The 17,165-nt window shown below is 69.4% G+C and carries 5 protein-coding genes; 1 reads left to right on the top strand and 4 read right to left on the bottom strand.

Translation table 11 applies throughout. The features are described from left to right. Window positions 1-107 precede the first annotated feature (107 nt). Complete coding sequence (ppdK, locus tag AB0C02_RS28545) at window positions 108-2,843, bottom strand: pyruvate, phosphate dikinase (protein WP_357552123.1); 2,736 nt, start codon at window positions 2,841-2,843, stop codon at window positions 108-110. A 312-nt stretch (window positions 2,844-3,155) separates the two neighbouring features. Here ppdK and AB0C02_RS28540 point away from each other — a divergent pair, with 312 nt between their 5' ends. Beyond that, window positions 3,156-4,913 carry a family 20 glycosylhydrolase gene (locus AB0C02_RS28540; RefSeq protein WP_357552119.1) on the top strand — a complete coding sequence of 586 codons (1,758 nt, stop codon included), beginning with the start codon at window positions 3,156-3,158 and terminating at the stop codon, window positions 4,911-4,913. Window positions 4,914-4,948: 35 nt separating this feature from the next. On the opposite strand, the gene AB0C02_RS28535 is transcribed toward AB0C02_RS28540, so the two are convergent. The 3 genes from AB0C02_RS28535 to AB0C02_RS28525 all read right to left on the bottom strand — a co-directional run bounded on the left by AB0C02_RS28535 (window position 4,949) and on the right by AB0C02_RS28525 (window position 16,415). Continuing rightward, window positions 4,949-5,389 (bottom strand): hypothetical protein, encoded by a 441-nt coding sequence (locus AB0C02_RS28535; protein ID WP_357552118.1) that lies wholly within the window; start codon window positions 5,387-5,389, stop codon window positions 4,949-4,951. A 278-nt stretch (window positions 5,390-5,667) separates the two neighbouring features. Further along, window positions 5,668-12,249, bottom strand: a complete 6,582-nt coding sequence (locus tag AB0C02_RS28530) for a polymorphic toxin-type HINT domain-containing protein (protein ID WP_357552116.1) — start codon at window positions 12,247-12,249, stop codon at window positions 5,668-5,670. A gap of 152 nt (window positions 12,250-12,401) precedes the next feature. Beyond that, window positions 12,402-16,415 carry a LamG domain-containing protein gene (locus tag AB0C02_RS28525; RefSeq protein WP_357552114.1) on the bottom strand — a complete coding sequence of 1,338 codons (4,014 nt, stop codon included), beginning with the start codon at window positions 16,413-16,415 and terminating at the stop codon, window positions 12,402-12,404. Between the last annotated feature and the right edge of the window lie 750 nt (window positions 16,416-17,165).

The following is a 17,165-nucleotide window of genomic DNA, read 5'->3' as shown; positions in this document are numbered from 1 at the left end:
CCACCCCCGCCCCCATCGGCCGGTCGATCATGAGGTTGGCGGCGGCATCGGAGATCGACATCACCGCCAACCTCATGATCACCGAGGGTGGGGCGGGGGGTGCGGGGTCAGCGGGGGTCGGAGCCGGTGGTTTGCACTGCGGCGCGGGCGGACTCCAGACGGGCGACCGGGACGCGGAAGGGGGAGCAGGAGACGTAGTCCAGGCCCACCTCGTGGAAGAAGTGCACCGAGTCGGGGTCGCCGCCGTGCTCGCCGCAGACGCCGAGCTTGAGCCCCGGACGGGCGGCCCGGCCCTCCTCGGCGGCGATCCGGACCAATCGGCCGACCCCGTCGCGGTCGATCGACTCGAACGGCGAGATGCCGAAAATGCCCAGCTCCAGGTAGCGCCAGAAGAACGCGCCCTCGACGTCGTCGCGGGAGAAGCCCCAGGCCATCTGGGTCAGGTCGTTGGTGCCGAAGGAGAAGAACTGCGCCGCCTCGGCGATCTGCCCGGCGGTCAGCGCCGCCCGGGGCACCTCGATCATCGTGCCGATCAGCACCTCGACGCCGCTGTCCCCGACCACCTCCGCGATGATCTTCTCGGCCTCGGCGCGTACCGTCTCCAGCTCCTGGACCGCGCCGACCAGCGGGACCATGATCTCCGGGCAGGCCGACCCGCCGGCCCGGGTGACCTCGACGGCGGCCTCGGTGATCGCGCGGACCTGCATGGCGAACAGGCCGGGGATGACCAGACCGAGCCGCACGCCGCGCAGGCCGAGCATCGGGTTCTCCTCGTGCATCCGCCGGACGGCGGCGAGCAGCGCCTCCTCCTTGGCCACGTCCTCGCCGCGCTCCTGGGCGACGGCGACGTTGACCGCGAGCTGCTCCAGCGGGGGCAGGAACTCGTGCAGCGGCGGGTCGATCAGCCGTACGGTGACCGGCAGGCCGGCCATCTCGCGGAAGATCTCGATGAAGTCGGCCCGCTGCAGCGGCAGCAGCGCGGCCAGCGCGTCCTCCCGCTCGCGGTCGGTGCCGGCGAGGATGAGACGCTCCACCAGCTCCCGCCGGTCGCCGAGGAACATGTGCTCGGTGCGGCACAGGCCGATGCCCTCGGCGCCGAAGCGCCGCGCCCGCGCCGCATCCACGCCGGTGTCGGCGTTCGTCCGGACCCGCAGCCGCCGCCTGGCGTCGGCGTGCGTCATGATCCGGTGTACGGTCCGGACCAGCGGGTCGTCGGTCCGCTCCGGGTCGAGGGTGCCCTCGAAGTACTGCACCACCTCGGACGGCATGACCGGCACCTCGCCCAGGTAGACCTTGCCGGTGGTGCCGTCGATGGAGACGACGTCGCCCTCGTTGACGGTCTGCCCGGCGACGTTGAACTTCTTCGCCGGCACGTTCACGTCCAGCTCGTCGGCGCCGGAGACACAGGTCTTGCCCATGCCCCGGGCCACCACGGCGGCGTGGCTGGTCTTGCCGCCGCGCGAGGTGAGGATGCCCTTGGCGGCGATCATGCCGTTCAGGTCGTCCGGGTTGGTCTCCCGGCGGACCAGGATCACCGGCTCTCCCTCGGCGGCCAGCTCGACCGCCCGGTCCGAGCTGAAGACCACCTTGCCGACGGCCGCGCCCGGCGACGCGCCGATGCCCTTGGCCACCGGCTCGAAGTCGTGGTCCAGCCTGAACCTGGGGAACATCAGCTGGGCGAGTTGGGCGCCGTTGACCCGGTGCAGCGCCTCGTCCATGTCGATCAGGCCCTCGTCGACCAACTGCCCGGCGATGACGAACGCGGCGGCGGCGGTCCGCTTGCCGACCCGGGTCTGCAACATCCAGAGCTTGCCGCGCTCGATGGTGAACTCGATGTCGCAGAGATCCTTGTAATGCCCCTCAAGCCGGGCCATGTAGTCGAGCAGCTCGTCGTAGGACTTTCCGTCGATCCGCTCCAGCTCCTGCAACGGCACCGTGTTGCGGATGCCGGCGACCACGTCCTCGCCCTGGGCGTTGGCCAGGTAGTCGCCGTAGATGCCCTGCGCGCCGCTGGCCGGGTCGCGGGTGAAGGCGACGCCGGTGCCGGAGTCCGGGCCGAGGTTGCCGAAGACCATGGCCACCACGTTGACCGCGGTGCCCAGGTCGGCCGGGATGCGCTCCTGCCGGCGGTAGATCACCGCGCGCTCGGCGTTCCACGACTCGAAGACCGCGCGGATGGCCAGGTCGAGCTGCTCGCGCGGCTCCTGCGGGAACTCCCGCCCGGTGTGCTCGGCGAAGATCTTCTTGTACGTGTCGACCAGCGCGCGCAGGTCGTCCGCGTCCAGGTCGAGGTCGTTGACGGTCCCCTTGGCCCGCTTGGCCTCGTCGATGGCGTGCTCGAACTCCTCGCCCGGCACCTCGCAGACGGTCTTGCCGAACATCTGGATCAGCCGGCGGTACGAGTCCCAGGCGAACCGGTCTGCGCCGCCGGAGGCGGCCGAGTCCGCTCTGCCGCCCGCCTGTAGTGCGAGTCCTTCGACACTGCGGTCGTTGAGGCCGACGTTGAGGACGGTCTCCATCATGCCGGGCATGGAGAACTTGGCTCCGGAGCGCACCGAGACCAGCAGCGGGTCGTCCGGGTCACCGAGTTTGCGGCCCATGCCGCGCTCCAGGGACTCCAGGTGCGCCTCGATCTGCTCGGCCAGCCCGCCCGGCTCCCGACCGGTCGCCAGGTACGCCTTGCAGGCCTCGGTGGTGATGGTGAAGCCGGGCGGGACCGGCAGGCCGAGATTCGTCATCTCGGCGAGGTTGGCCCCCTTGCCGCCGAGCAGGTCCTTGAGATCCTTGTTGCCCTCGGCGAAGTCGTAGACGTACTTGTTGTCCACCGTCTGTTGCGCTGCCACCAGAGCCTCCCACGCGCGCCGGAAGTGACACTTAACGAAGGTTCAGTTCTGACATACCCCGGGGCCGACCACCGGTAATCCGGCGTCGTCAGCGTTCGGTGGGCGAAGGTTAAGCGAACTTCGAGCGGTCTGGGACTACTCGGTGACAATCGGCACAGCGGTCACCACTATCCGCGTTCGTACCAGTTTTTGGGAACGTTTCCACGCGCACGACCACGCAATTCCGCTTCCCCTCGTACTCTTGACGGCACTGGTTTTGCTGAACTTGACCTTTGCCATATTCAACGCAAATACACCCCCGGAGTCATCGCCGTGCCGACCACCCCCGCCTCCGACACCGGTCCCGAGCCGCTCGACCGGGTCGACCTCGCCACCCGGCAGCCGGCCGATCTGGCCGGGGTCGCCGCCGCCGACCTGGCCCGGACCGCCGCCACGGTGGCCGGAGAGCTGCTCGCGCCGCCCGCGTCGATGCGGCTGGGCGACGTCGTGCCCGCCCCCGAACTGGTCACGCCCGACGCGGCGGCCGACTTCACGCTGCCCGAGGACGCGGTGATCCGGGTGGCCGCCGCCCCGGCCGCCCGGGACGTCGCCGAGCAACTCGCCGAGCTGCTCCGCCCCGCCACCGGCTACCCACTCCCCGTCACCGACAGCGCCCCCGCCCACCCCAACGCCCCGCTCATGCTCACCCTGTCCGCCGCAGCCCAGCAGGGCAGCGAATCTTGGCAGGAAACGGCCCCTGGAGGGGCCGAGATCTTCCAAGATCTCGCACCGGGCGGCGGCGAGGGGTATCGGCTGGATGTGAGCGGCGTTGGGGTGCGGATCATCGCCGGCACCGCTGCCGGCCTGTTTTACGGGGTGCAGACGCTGCGGCAGCTCCTGCCGGCGGCGGTGGAGAGCGCCACGCCGGTCGCCGAGCGCTGGGTGGTGCCGGGCGGCACCATCGTCGACCGCCCGCGGTTCGCGTACCGGGGCGCGATGCTCGACGTGGCCCGGCACTTCTTCCCGGTCGAGGACGTGCTGCGGGTGATCGACCACCTGGCCCGGTACAAGCTCAACCACCTGCACCTGCACCTCACCGACGACCAGGGCTGGCGCATCGCGATCGACGCCTGGCCGAGGCTCACCGAGGTCGGCGGGACCACCGAGGTGGGCGGCGGGCCCGGCGGCTGGTACACCAAGGACGACTACCGGCGGATCGTCCGGCACGCCGCCCGCCGCCACGTCACCGTCGTGCCGGAGATCGACCTGCCGGGCCACACCAACGCGGCGCTGGTCGCGTACCCCGAACTGGCGCCCGGCAAGGTCGCGCCGCCGCCGTACACCGGCACCGAAGTCGGGTTCAGCTACGTCGACCCGACCGACGAGCGGGCGTACGACTTCGTCGCCGACGTGCTGGGCGAGGTGGCCGCGCTGACCCCCGGCCCGTGGCTGCACATCGGCGGCGACGAGGCGTTCAAGGTCAAGGGCGAGGCGTACACCGGCTTCATCGAGCGGGCGCAGGAACTAGTAGCGGCGACCGGGAAGACCGTGATCGGTTGGCACCAGCTCGCCCCGGCCGCCCACGCCGACGGCCGGGTGCTGCAGTGGTGGGGCACCAACGGCGACGACCCGGTGACGGCCGAGGCGGTGCGCCGGGGCGCCCGGCTGATCCTCTCCCCCGCCAAGCACGCCTACCTGGACATGAAGTACACCCCGGACACCCCGATCGGGCATGACTGGGCCGGGCTGATCGACGTGCGGACGGCGTACGACTGGGACCCCGCTGCCCACTTGGCCGACGTGCCGGCGGAGGCGGTGCTCGGCGTGGAGGCGCCGCTCTGGACCGAGTCGGTCACCTCGCTCGCCGAGATCGAGTTCATGCTTTTCCCGCGCCTGCCGGCCCTCGCCGAGCTGGGCTGGTCACCCCCGACGACGCACGACTGGGAGGGGTTCCGCGCGCGGCTGGCCGAGCACGGGCCCCGCTGGAGCGCGGCCGGCACCACGTACCACCGGTCGCCGGAGGTGCCGTGGCCGGCCGAGCCCACGATTCCCGCTCCCCGTAGCCCGCGCCGAACGAAGACGCGGCAGTAGCGCGGAGAGCCGTCCACAATCACGTGGCCTAGCCGTCAACCGCTCACCCAGCAGTAGACCCCGTGGCCCGAATGGGCGGCCTCGCGCGCCAACTCCGCCACTCCGGTCAGGATGCCGAGCGCGGCATCCACGCCGAGGTCCTCCCCGTCACGTAGCAGCTCGGCCCGCCACGCCTCGGCAACCTCCCGCAACCGCGGCAACTCCGCCCGCACGAGGCACGCCACCAACTCGTCCGACAGCGCGAACACCGCGCTGCCGTCGTTGACCCACGGCGCCACCATGCGCGGCTCCGCCAGCGTCGCCTCATTCGCACCGATACGGCCGGTCAACACCTTCTCCCAGCACACGACCGCGTCGTCGGCGTCGAAGAAGGAGCCGGACACGGTCCTGCCGAGTCGTTTGCCAGGACCCCGGGCGTGGACGGCCTTGGCCCGCCGATCACTGCGCGCCGCGAAGAACTCGACGTACTCGCTCATCAGCCCATCGTGCCTTCCTCTTAGCTGGTCGAACACCCGCATGGCCAGCACTGTCCGCCGAGCAGGATCCACTTGCGCTCAGCCTGTCAACGGCACCCCTGGCTAATGGACAACCGTCGGTTTCGATCCGCACTGCCCAGAAGCCGAGCGCTGGGCCGGCTACGAAGGTTCCCTGGGGCGTCAGGACAAATCCTGACGCCCCAGGGAACTGAAAGCCTCTTGGCACTACGGGATGCGCGCGAACTCGGCCGAGAAGCGCCGGTCCAGCTGCTCCGTCACTAGAACCATTTCAGCCTGTACCACATGGAGAGCATTCTGCAGCTCCGACATGGACCAATGCTTTTGCCATGCTTCGCATTAGTTGATTTCTTTCTAACAATGACCGCTGCGGCTCGCGCCCCCCTCGGGTTCATCCCCCTGTTCAGCGCCTCCGAGATACATTGAGGCAGACCGCATTGTCCGTGCCCCTTCCCTCTGAACCTCTTCGGGATCAGGTTCAGGATCCTCTGGACCCGCCGATGCAGTGTGGGTGCGCCACCCTTCATGCTCGCCTTGGCGATAACCACGCCATTTTTCAGCTTGATTGCTTCCGCCACCGTGGGGCGAACTTTGTCCGGCTTCCCGAGGTGCTTGTCTGCTTCCGCTCGCGCTGCCGCGAGTTCACAAGCATCGCCGGAACTCCCCGTGTTGTGCACGAGGACATCGATGCCGCCGGCCTGAACGTAGTAGGTGTGGATGTCGTCGACGGTCAGGTTGTGGACCGTGGCGACCGCGCCGTACGCGACGACAGCCAGGACGCTGACCCGGGCACCGTCCGGGTTCAGCAGCTGGTCGCCGGGGCTCAGGTGCTCGGCGCGGAGCCACTCCCGCTGGTCGTCGACCCAGAACGGGTGGCCGTCGGTCGCGGTGACCGTGCCGTCCGCCTTGCCATCGCCGTCGGAGTCGACGGTGATGTCGACGAGCTTCTTGTCCCCCTCACCGGTGATCAGCGCGGTGACCGGACGGGCGCCTTCCTTGCCGCTCTCCGGGTCGGCCGCCCAGACCACATCGTCGAGCTCGATCTCCTCGATGGGCTTGTAGCTGCCGTCGGCCATCCGCACCGGCGTACCGGGCACGAAGCTGTTACATCCGGACTTGGGCAGCTTCCTCTTGGCGGCGTTCTTCACCGCTCCCACGCCACGGGTGGCGGTCCTGGCCTGCCGGACGCCCGGGACCATGGAAGCAATACCCGTGGCGCAGCCCAACCTGTCGCCGCCCGCACAACTCTTGGCGGTGTCGATCGCTCCCGCGACCGCCGCCACCGCACCCGCGGCCGCCGCCACCACCTGCGCCGGCGGCGGCAGGAAGGTGGCCACCATCGCCACCGTGCCGGCCACCGTGGAGATCGTGCCGGCGTTTTTCACCACCCACTTGGTCGTCGACTTGGCGGCACTGGACACCGCGCCGCCGACCTTCTTGGCCGCGTTCTTGATGGCGCCCCAGAAGAGACCGTCCGGGTCGGCGAAGGTGATCGGGTTGTTGTTCGCGTACGCGAACGGGTGCATCCGCTGCGGGTCGTCCTCGTCCGTCTCCGGGTCGACGGAGATGAACGCACCGAGCGCGGCGTCGTAGAACCGGGCCCCCAGCAGCATCAGACCCGTCGGATCCTCGATGCCGCCGACGAATCCGCGCTGCCCGGACGGCCAGGCACCTGCGGTGCCGCCGGCACGCGGGCTGCCGTACGGATCTGAGTACTTGACGGTCTCCACCCGGGTGACCGAGTTGACCGCCCACTGCGCCGACTCATGCTGGTCCGAGCCGAGCCAGATGACGTCCTTGGCGCCGGTCGCCGTGGAGGCCGCGCGGGAGGCGACGGTGTCCCCTGCGTGGTCGTAGTAGCGGGTCGCCACCGTGTCCTGGCCAACGACGCTCACCTCGTGCCCGGAGACGAAAACCGCCGCCCCACCGTCGGGGTCGATCCGGGCGATCCGGTTACCGTCGACGTCGTAGATCATCCGGGTCTTGCCGCCCGGCCCGTTGATCTCCGTCAGCTTGCCCTGCGGGTTCCAGGTCAGGGTCTCGGTGTCCCCGTTCACCCGCCGGTACGTCAGGTTGCCGGTGGCGTCCCAGTCGTAGTGGTCCACCCGGCTGCCGGTGGTGACCGTACGCACCGCGTTCGGCTGGCCGGCGCCCGCCGCCGCGTATCCGTAGTCGCTGGTCACTCCGGCGCGGTGGTCCGTCACCGACGTACGCGAGCCCGCCTTGTTGAAGGCGTACGACTTCCAGTACGGGGAGACTCCACCCACGTCGTTCGCCGACGGGGTCGCCGCGCAGGCGTTGGCGGCCTGGGTCCAGGCCTTGGTGAGCCGGCGCAGGTAGTCGTACTGGAAGCACTGCACGTCGCTGTCGCCGGGACGGACGTTGCCGTTGTTGTCCTGCGGCCGGTTGGCCATCGACAGCACATTGCCCGCCGGGTCGTACCGGTAGGTCAGCGCGGCGACGTTGGTGACCGAGGCGTCGCGATCGAAGTAGAACTCCGCCAGCCGCCGGGTGACGTCGTCGTAGATGTACGACTGGTAGCCCTGCGGCTTGTTGTTAGCACCGAGGGTGCGCTTCAGCAGCTCGCCGTAGGGCGAGTAGGTGGCGGCGTCGACGTAGACGGTGCTCGTGCCCGACGGGCTCGACGTGCCGACCAGCCGGGTCACGTTGCCCAGGTCGTCATAGGTGTGGGCGAGAATCTCCCGCTCCAGCGCACCTGTCTTGGGCATGCTCATCCGGTCGGGCGAACCGTCGACCTTGTAGGTGTAGGTGGAGACGTATGTCCCAGCCGCCTTGCCCAGAGCGGGCATCGCCGGGATCACGGCCTCCTCGTCGGCCACCTGGTAGCCGTCGCTGTAGGCGAAGATCTCCCGGCTGAAGCGGTACCCGTCGACGATCGACACCTGCTTGGACAGGTGCCCCTTGGCAATGGTGTCGTAGGTCCACTCGGCGGTCACCTGGCCGTTGACGAGGCGCCGGAGCTGCCGCCCCAGGTCGTCGTACTGGGTGGAGACCACCTCGCCGAGCATGTTGGTGGACGAGGTCACCTCGTCGTCGTTGTCGTACTCAACGGTGGTGACGCCCTTGTCCGGGTCGGTGGTCCGCACCTCCCGGCCGCGCAGGTCGTACTCGTACCGCCGGACCTGTCCCATGGCGTTGGTCACCGTGGCCAGGTCACCGCGCGGGGTGTAGGTGTAGGTCGTGGCGTCGTAGCTGCCGGTCGGGGTGCTGCCGTGGTACTCCCGCAGCTCGGTCGTCTGCCCCTGGACGTCGCTGATGGTGACGGTGGCGGTTTCTCCCTGCAGCGGGGTCACCGCGACCTGCCAGCCGTCGGCGCTGCCGCCGTAGCTGGTGGTCGTCGCCCACAGCTGGCCGTTCCCCGACCACGTGGCCTCGCTGATCACCTGGCCGAGCGCGTCGTAGCTGAGCACCGTGCGAACCCGATCAGCGCCGGGGTTGGCCTGCAGCAGCGTGGTGGCGGGTGCGCCGGTGACATAGTTCGGGCCGGCCTGGTAGACCTCGAGGCCGCGGTCGTTGTAGCCGGTCGACTCGACCAGCCGCCGGCCGCCCAGGGCATCCTCCTGGGTCTGCACTGGCCGGTAGAGCGAGTCGAAGAGCCCGATCTCGGTCATGTAGTTGCCGTTGGGGCCGAGCCGCTTCGTGGTGACCGCCAGCGGTCCGTTGTTCCGGATCAGGTAGGTGAACTCCATGCTGGGCGTCTGGTTCGCGCTCGACCGGCCGGGCAGCCACACCTTGGCCAACCGGCCCAACGCGTCGTGCGTCAAGGTGGTGCGCTTGTTGTTGGCGTCCACGATCGCGGTCGGCTCCGCCCAGGCCGGATCCTGGTCGGTGGTCACCTTGTGGCCCAGCGGGTTGGTGGTCACCGTCTGGGTGACCGGCCCGGGTCCGACCGGCGTGTAGTCGGTCCTGGTCACCTTGCCGCGCGCGTCGGTGGAGGTGACCTCTCGGCCGAGATCGTCGAACGAGCTGCGCGAGGTGGTGGTGTAGACAGCGCCGCCGTTCCAGCGGTCCAGGGTGTCCTCGCGGGTCACCAGGCCACGAGTCGGCGTGGCACCGTGCGTGTCGGAGCCGTCGTAGTACGTCTTGACGTCCGAGATGACGTCGGCGGGCCGGGCCGGGGTGTCGGTGCACGCCTTGGCGACGGTCTCCACCCGTGAGACGGTCTCCCGGATCCACTTGCTGGTGTTCGTGACGTACGTGGTGCGGGTGCAGGTCTCGTCACCGGAGCGGGCCGTGTCGCCCAGGTCCGACACGTCCGTCGGCAGCCCATCGTTGTTGTACGTGGTGCGAACCTCGGTACGCGCCCACGTTCCCGCCTTCAGCAGCTTCCGCGTCTTGTGCACGGACGAGCCACTGAGGTACGCCCGATCGGTGCCGCCGGAATGGCTCCGGGCAGCGGTTTCGCGGGTCCAGTACTGCGTGGTCGACGCCTCGACAACGGCCGAGCCGTCCAGGGTCGCCTCCTCCAGCGGCGCGCCGGCCAGGCCCGGGTGATCCAGGTAGCTGTTGCCCTCGGAGTCGCTCACCTGCACGGTGCGCTTGGTCCCGTTTGGCAGGGGCTGGTCGTTCAGACCCCGGTAGAACCGCTGCCGGGTGGTCAGCGGAACACCCCGGCCCGGTTCGCCGACGAGCGTGGTGACCTGGGAGTATCCGCGCCAAAGCCCGTACGTGCGGTGCTTCTTCTTGGTGAACTCGCTGTCGTCGAAGGCCCACAGCGTGGAGGTGCCACCGCCGTCGGTGCTGTACTCGTACCGGGTGGTGATGGCCGGCTGGTCGGCGGTCCGATCGATCTCGGAGATCTCGGTCACCACGTACTTGTGGAACCAGTCCAGCTTCGGCTCGAAGTAGCCGTCCGGCGTCCAGTAGACCGGGAAGCAGCGCCGCGTGTTGGTCTCCGGCTTGGCCGGCAGGTCGTGGGTGTCACAGTCCGGCGCGGAGTAGGTGACGTGCAGGTCCGCGCCCGACTCGGTGCGGATGGTCTGGATCCGCCAGCGGGAGAAGAGCGGGGCACCGGCCAGGGCGTTGGCACGGTTGACCAACTCCACCCCGGTGAACTGGACGGGCGGATCGGTCACCGTGCCGTTGACGTGCCCGGCGTGCACGATCTGCTTCAACCACAGCGAGGCCGACCCGGCCACCTTGGGCGCCTTGAACTCGTGGGTTAGGCTCCAGGACTCGACGGCGGGGAAGCTACTGCCGCGACGGACCTGCGTCGTGATCTTCGTCAGCCGCTTCGTGGTGAAGAAGACCGGCGCGAGCTTGTCGGTGCACGGCGCGGCGGCACAGTCCTTGTCCCACGGCACGTCCGGCCAGTTCGCGTTGACCGGCTTGCCGTCCTTGTAGCACTCCGTCACCAGGCAGCGGTCAGCGGTGTCGAACACGACCTTGGCGGTGGCGGCCACCGTCGGGTGCGCGGTGTGCAGCCCGTACTCGATCCGCTCCAGATAGCCGCCGCGGGTGTACGAGACCCGGTTGTCCTTTTCGCCCGCGGCGCCGTAGTGCCCGGTCTCGCTGGTGTAGTAGTAGCGCACCATGTTGCCGTGCACGTCCACGGCCTTGTCCAGCATCCACCGCCACGCCTGCTTGCAGGACGAGTCCTTGAAGGCCGTGGCATAGCAGTTCTCGCCGGAGTGGTTGCCGAAGACGGGCACGGTCCACCGCGAGTCCGAGGTGGCGGCCTCGCCGGCGAAGAAGTACTGCGTCCCGTCCGGCGTGGTGATGGTCCAGCGCTCGGTGGTCGCGGCGCTCGGCGTCGCCGCGCTGCCGACCAGCTCGATCTTCCAGTTGCCGTCGCTCTGGGCTCGCCACGCCCCCGTCGCGTCGTCCTTGATCAGCGACGTGTTGATGCCGTTGAGCGAGACGGTGACGCTGGGCGAGGTGCCCATCCAGCACTGGTCGGCGGTTTCCTTGGACTTGTTGTTCGGGTCGCGGCCGCTCACCGCGTCGCGGTCATCCGTGCAGGTGGCGTAGGTGCGCTCGATGAACCCGGGGGCGTACTCCCAACCGTCGCCCACCCAGGACGCCTGGTTGTTGGCGCCGGCCATCCGGCCGTCCACCGCCTGCGACGAGTAGTCCAGCGACAGCTCGGGCAGCGGGCCCTCCGCCGGTGGCAAGCGAAGCGGGTTCGAGTACGAGAAACCGCCGGAGCTGTCACCGCCCGTCCACGATCCGGATGCCTTGAGGTCGGTGGCCTTGTAGTCGCCCTCGTCGGAGGACTCGCTGGCAGCCAGCGCGAAGACGGCCGGCGCCGAACCGGCGAGAGTGACCTCGGTCGACACCGTGTTCGTCGACGGGTCGTTGGTCGCGTCGACGGGCGTCGCCTGCTGGCACTCGGACCGCTGCGGGGTGGTCGCCGCGCAGGCGGGCAGCTTCAGCAGGGTCAGCCGCTGCCCCCAGCCCGCGCCGTACAGGTCACGGAATTCGGCGTAGTCGAAGGCCGTCCTGAGCTGCCCCGCGTCGCCGTCGACCACGATCACCGGGCCGCTGACACCCAACTGGCGGGAATGCTGCTCGTCTAGTACCCGCACGCTCGCCTCGGTCGGCGTACGAGCACCGGCCACGGCCGAAGCCGAGACCGGCAGACCACCGGCTGAGCCGCGGGCCGACCGACGCGCGTCGGTCGCAACCGCGAGCGTCGCCCGGCCGGGCTTGGGCCAGGTGACCTTTGTCGGCTTGGTCCAGCGGCCGCCGTCGTCAGGCAGCGGCGTGCGATCGACCGGAACCCGACCGACCGTCGCCGCGTTGACCGCCTTGACCGCGCGGTCACCCTTCGGTATCTCGGCGGCCTGGGCCGGTGTGGCCACGGTAAGGGTCGATGCCACCAGCACTGCGGTTGTGGTCAGGGCAATTAGTCGTCGGGGACGAGACAGAGCCGGGCGTGGCTGCGACATAGCACCTTCCTGACGCGAAAGGGGTGGGGGGGAAGCCGAGGGGGGAACCGGGGGCGACGGGTGCCGTCACCCCCGGGACCCGGCTAGCCAGCGGCGAGGTCAGAAATGCGGTCGGGATGGAGGGTGGACGTCCAGATCCGTACGTCGTCGACGACGCCACCCAGCGGCGACCAGCGGCCGCCGCCGGTGTCGCCATCGCAACCGATCAGCGTGGGTCCGCTGGCCATCCACGGCGTCTTCGGGCCGTCAACCTCGTCCTCCAGCACGCCGTCGACGTACAGCCGCACCTTTCCGGACGCGACGTCATACACGCCCGCCAGGTGAGTCCACTTGCCGAGCTCCGGCGCGTGCTGCGAGCTGGCCGTGTGCCAAGTCGTCGAGGTGCTGTCATTCGATGGCAGCCCGAAGTGCCACCGGTTGGCGGTCGGGTTGTACTTCAGATAGAGGCCGCCCTGAACCTTGCCAGCCTGCGACACCACCGTGTGGTGCCCGGTCGTCTGCTCGAGCAGCACCCAGGCGGCCACGGTGAACGAGGCGTTGGTACGGATCACCGGGCCGGCGGTCTCGGCGCAGGAGTTCCCGGCAAGTTGCAGCCCCAGGGCACCGTCCCGGCCGAAGCCCCGGTCCCGCACCCACGCGTAGTCGCCCGCGATGGACAGGTCACGGCCGTTGCCCGACACATCGGTCAGGTAGGTCGGCTCATCGCTGGCGGGGCCGTCCAGCGGCCAGAACGCCTCCACTTGCACGGGCGGGTTACCGCCCTTCACTGCGGCCACCTCGGCGGCGGTGAGCGCACCACGCCACGCGCGAGCATCGGAGATCGCCCCGTTGACTCGGTCGCCACGGGCCCCGGCGTAGAGCGCGCAGCCGATGGTCATCGCGCCGTTGGCCCGCCACGCCGTCGCGGTCCGCGTGATCGACGACGCCAGGACACCGTTGACGTAGAGGCTCATCCGCTTGTCGGTGGCGTCGTAGACCCCGGTCAGGTGCGTCCACCGGCCGACGTCAGCCGTGATCGAATTGGCCGATCCCGTCCACTGCGAGGCCGAGTTCTCGTCGTCGGTGGCCTTCATCATCAGCCCCCAGTACGGAACACCGCCCGAATGACGGGTGCCCAGATACCAGCCGCTGACCCGGTTGCCGTCCTGCCCGATGACCGTCTGGTTGCCGGTGCCCGCCGTGGCCAGCTTGACCCACGCCGCCACGCTGAACGACTCGTCGGTGCGCAGGATCTGGCGTTCCGCCGCCGCGCACTGGGTGCCATTCAGCACCATCGCCGACTCGGTCCGACCGTACTGGTCATCGGCCCACGCGGCGCTCTCGGGCACCTCGACGTCGGACGAGCGACCGGTGACCTCGGCGCCGTTGGCGTGCAACGGCCAGTCACCGACCAGGCCGGCGGGCAGCTCGGTGGCGGCACGGGCGATCTGCTGGTCGGAGAGCAGCCCCTGCCAGACCCCGACGTGGTCGATCGAGCCACTCATCTGATTCCAGACGGAACTCCCGGTGCCGACACATCCCACCAGGAAGCGTTGCTGAGCATTCCACGGCGCGAAGGGCAGGTCTCCTTCGGAGACCATTTTCCCGTCGAGGTACATCCGCATCACCTTGGCGACCGGATCCACGGTCACCGCCACGTGCTGCCACACACCCACGGGCGTGGCCGAGGGCGCCGAAAGCGTGGTGAACGTCGCGTCCTCGCGGTCGGCGTTGCTCAGCACCAACTGCCACCGGTCACTCGGCCCGTTGTACTGCAGGTAGAACGACGACCGGGACACACCGCCCTGAGCTACCAGCGCGCGGACACTGAGCTTGTCGCCGATCTTCGCCCAACCCGCGACGGTGTACTCGGCGTCAGTGCGGACAGCTGGCGACGTCGTCGCGCAGCCGGTTCCGTTGAAGGTCAACGCGGCGTTGGCGTTGCCCTTACGGTCGGGGCCGTAGCCGACCCCGCTGCCGAGCACCAGATCCCGCTCCTGGCCGGAGTCGTCGAGCGAATCACCGTCGAACCGCCAGGCACCCTGCGGCTGGACCTCAGTGATGCGACCGGTGAAGAAGTTGTACGCGGTGCGTGCCGAGTAGTTGCCGGCGTTGTCCTGTGCCCACACGTACACGACGGTGCGCCCGGCCTCCGGCGTGAACGTGATCGTCGTCGTACCCGTCGAGGCCTTGAAGCTCTGCTGGGCGTCGACACCGATGCCGTAGGCGAACTGCTTGACCCCCGAGCGGGCGTCCGACGAGGTGAAGCTGAGCGTCACCGGCTGACCGATGACCGGAGTACCAGAGGTCCGCGTGACCACCGGCGCGGTGGGCGGGGTGTAGTCCAGCCGGAAATAGCAGTACGCAGTCCACGCGGTGTTGTCCACCGTGTCGGTGCCCCGAACCCGCCAGCTGTAGTTGCCCTCGGCCAGCGTGGGGGTCGTCCAGCCCCGCTCGGCGCCCGAGTTGGTCCAGGCCGAGGTGTAGTCAGCCGGACTGGTCGGGCCGTTGAGGTCGAACTGGATCTTGACCGTGCCGTCACCGTCGCTGGCCTTGCCATAGAGCGTCGGCGTGCGGCTGGTGATCCACGGCCCGGGCGAGGTCTTGTTGCAGTTGCCGCCCGGGGAGGAACGAATGGCCACCGGCGAGGTCGGCTTGGACTGGTACGTCGCCTTCAGCACGACCTTGGCCGGGTCGAACTTGGCCCAGTGGCCGCCGCTCTCGCTCGCCATCCGAAGCCCGAAGGTGATCGACGGGTGCTCGGCGTCGGCGTGCCGCTGGACGTGGAAACCGACCTGCGAGCCGTCGAACTTGAGCCAGTTGGGCGACTGGCCACCACCGCAGGCCGAATTGCCCTTTGCGGTCTTGGTCTGCAGCGCCCCGCCGTGCAGCCACTTGTCTTTCATCCCGTTCCAGGTCGGGGTGTTGCTCGCGATCGAGTTCGTCTGCCAGATGGCGATCGACTCACCCGCGCACCAGGCGGTGTGGAGAAGGTACGCGTCCACGCTCGTCGTGCCGGTCAGCCGCTTACCCGCCATCGACGTGGTGTCGAAGTAGAAGTGCGACCGCCACAGGTCCGAGTAGTTGTCAAAGTTCGACCCCACCCGGGCCGTCTCTCGCGGCCACGCGGTGCCCGAGGTCCACTGGCTGTTCGGGCTGGAACTGTTCGTCGGGGCCCAGCGGGTCCACTTCTTGTCATACGACGGGTCGATGAAGACCGGGAAGTGCGGGCCGTCCAGCACCTCGGACGCGGCCGCGACCGTCAGCGAGCCCTTGCCGATCCGGACGGCGGCCGGGGCGACCGTGGCGGAATCGGCCGGGCCACGAACGGTCGACGTGCTCGCGCGAGCCGAACCCTCCGCACCTGAGCGGAGCGCTCCGGCGAGCCCCTCGCCGGCGATGGACGATCCATCCGCGGGTGCCGAGTCCCAGGCCATCGCCGGCGGGGCCGCGGCGAGCAGGCCGTCGGGGCCGGAAATGGTGACACCGCCGTTCACCGCGGTCACCTCGGCCGAGCCGCCCACGACGTACTGCGTCTGACGCACCGAGGGGTTCTTGGCAGCCTCAGCGGTCTTCACGACGAGCAGGTGGGAGAAGCCGCCGCGCTCGGCGCGTACCACCAGGTCGACGTCGGCATACACGTTCGGGTAGGTGATCGTGTCACCGCTGATGACGCCCGCTGGCAGCGCGCTCGGCCAGCCGAGCGAGAAGTCGGCACCGGCGCCGGTCATCGTGGCGAAGGGGCCGTTCCCACCGCGGGAGAAGACCACGTCGGCCGTGGAGGCGACCGGGCGGACGAGGCCGTCGGCGCCAGCCACCAGGGTCGTGTCGATATCCCGCCATCGACCGTCGCGCTTCGTCCACTGCGGCTCGGCCCACGACTCGAAGCTGAACTCTCCGGAGGGCTGGGCAAAAACCTTGGTCGTCTCCGACGCCCCCGCCAGCGCCTCGACGGCGACGTTGCAGGCGCTCGCGAGCGCCTGAGCCTCCGTCTCGGATGCGGCTGTCGGCGCCTCTCGGCCCTCGACGACTGCGGCGCACCTGTCCGCCGCGTCGGCAGCCGCCGCGCCCGGCGACGAGACCACCGATATCCCGGCAGCCACCAGAGCACACGCCATTGTGGACATTATCCAGGCAGGACGAAGTGACGCCACCGCCGCACCCCCGTAGAGCAGCAAAAGGATCTTGCGAGACACCGTACAGAGCCATCGACGGTTACGCCACGGGAAGATCAAAAATATTTCGGCCACTTGGGACAGTCCCTCGTAGACGGTGCGCCTCAACCGGATACCCGGTCCTCTCCGACGCGTACCAGCTCGGCCCGCCAGACCTCGGCGACCTCCCGTAACGCGGCAGCACCGACCGAACGAGGCACGCCACCAACTCGTCCGACAGCGCGAACACCGCGCTGCCGTCGTTGAGCCAGTCCGCCACCATGCGCGGCTCCGCCCTCGTCGCCCCGTTCGCCCGGATACGGCCGGTCAGCAGGTCCTCCCAGGTGACGACCGCGTGATCGGATGCCGTCCTCGACCTCCTGGGGAGAATGTCCGGATTCGGGCATTGAACGGATACGCGTGGTGTCAGGTTCATGGCCAGATGTCCGATTGTCAGCCACCAGGGGGCGGAATGATGGCCCGGCGCGGGTCGTTGTACATGGCTGACCGCGCCGCATCCCCGCGCCGGTCACCCGGCCCGCCAGCACGGGCCACCGGCCCGGCGGAATGATCCGCCACCGGCCGTGGTTACATCCCCCGGACCCGTCGAGCAGGCCCACCGGTCCCCCGGCCCCGGCGGAATGACCCGCCACCGGCCGTCGTTACATCCCCGGGCCACCCGAGCAGGTCCTCTGATCGCCGGGCCGCCCTTCT

This window comes from Micromonospora sp. NPDC048999 (assembly GCF_040649295.1).
Lineage (GTDB): Bacteria > Actinomycetota > Actinomycetes > Mycobacteriales > Micromonosporaceae > Micromonospora.
The sequence above is the reverse complement of the archived record's forward strand: the minus strand, read 5'-3'. Positions and strand labels throughout refer to the sequence as shown.

Bases quoted from the DNA above. Each gene is read 5' to 3' on its own strand.
- AB0C02_RS28535 (WP_357552118.1), bottom strand. From the start codon at position 5,389: ATGAGCGAGTACGTCGAGTTCTTCGCGGCGCGCAGTGATCGGCGGGCC.
- AB0C02_RS28525 (WP_357552114.1), bottom strand. From the start codon at position 16,415: ATGGCGTGTGCTCTGGTGGCTGCCGGGATATCGGTGGTCTCGTCGCCG.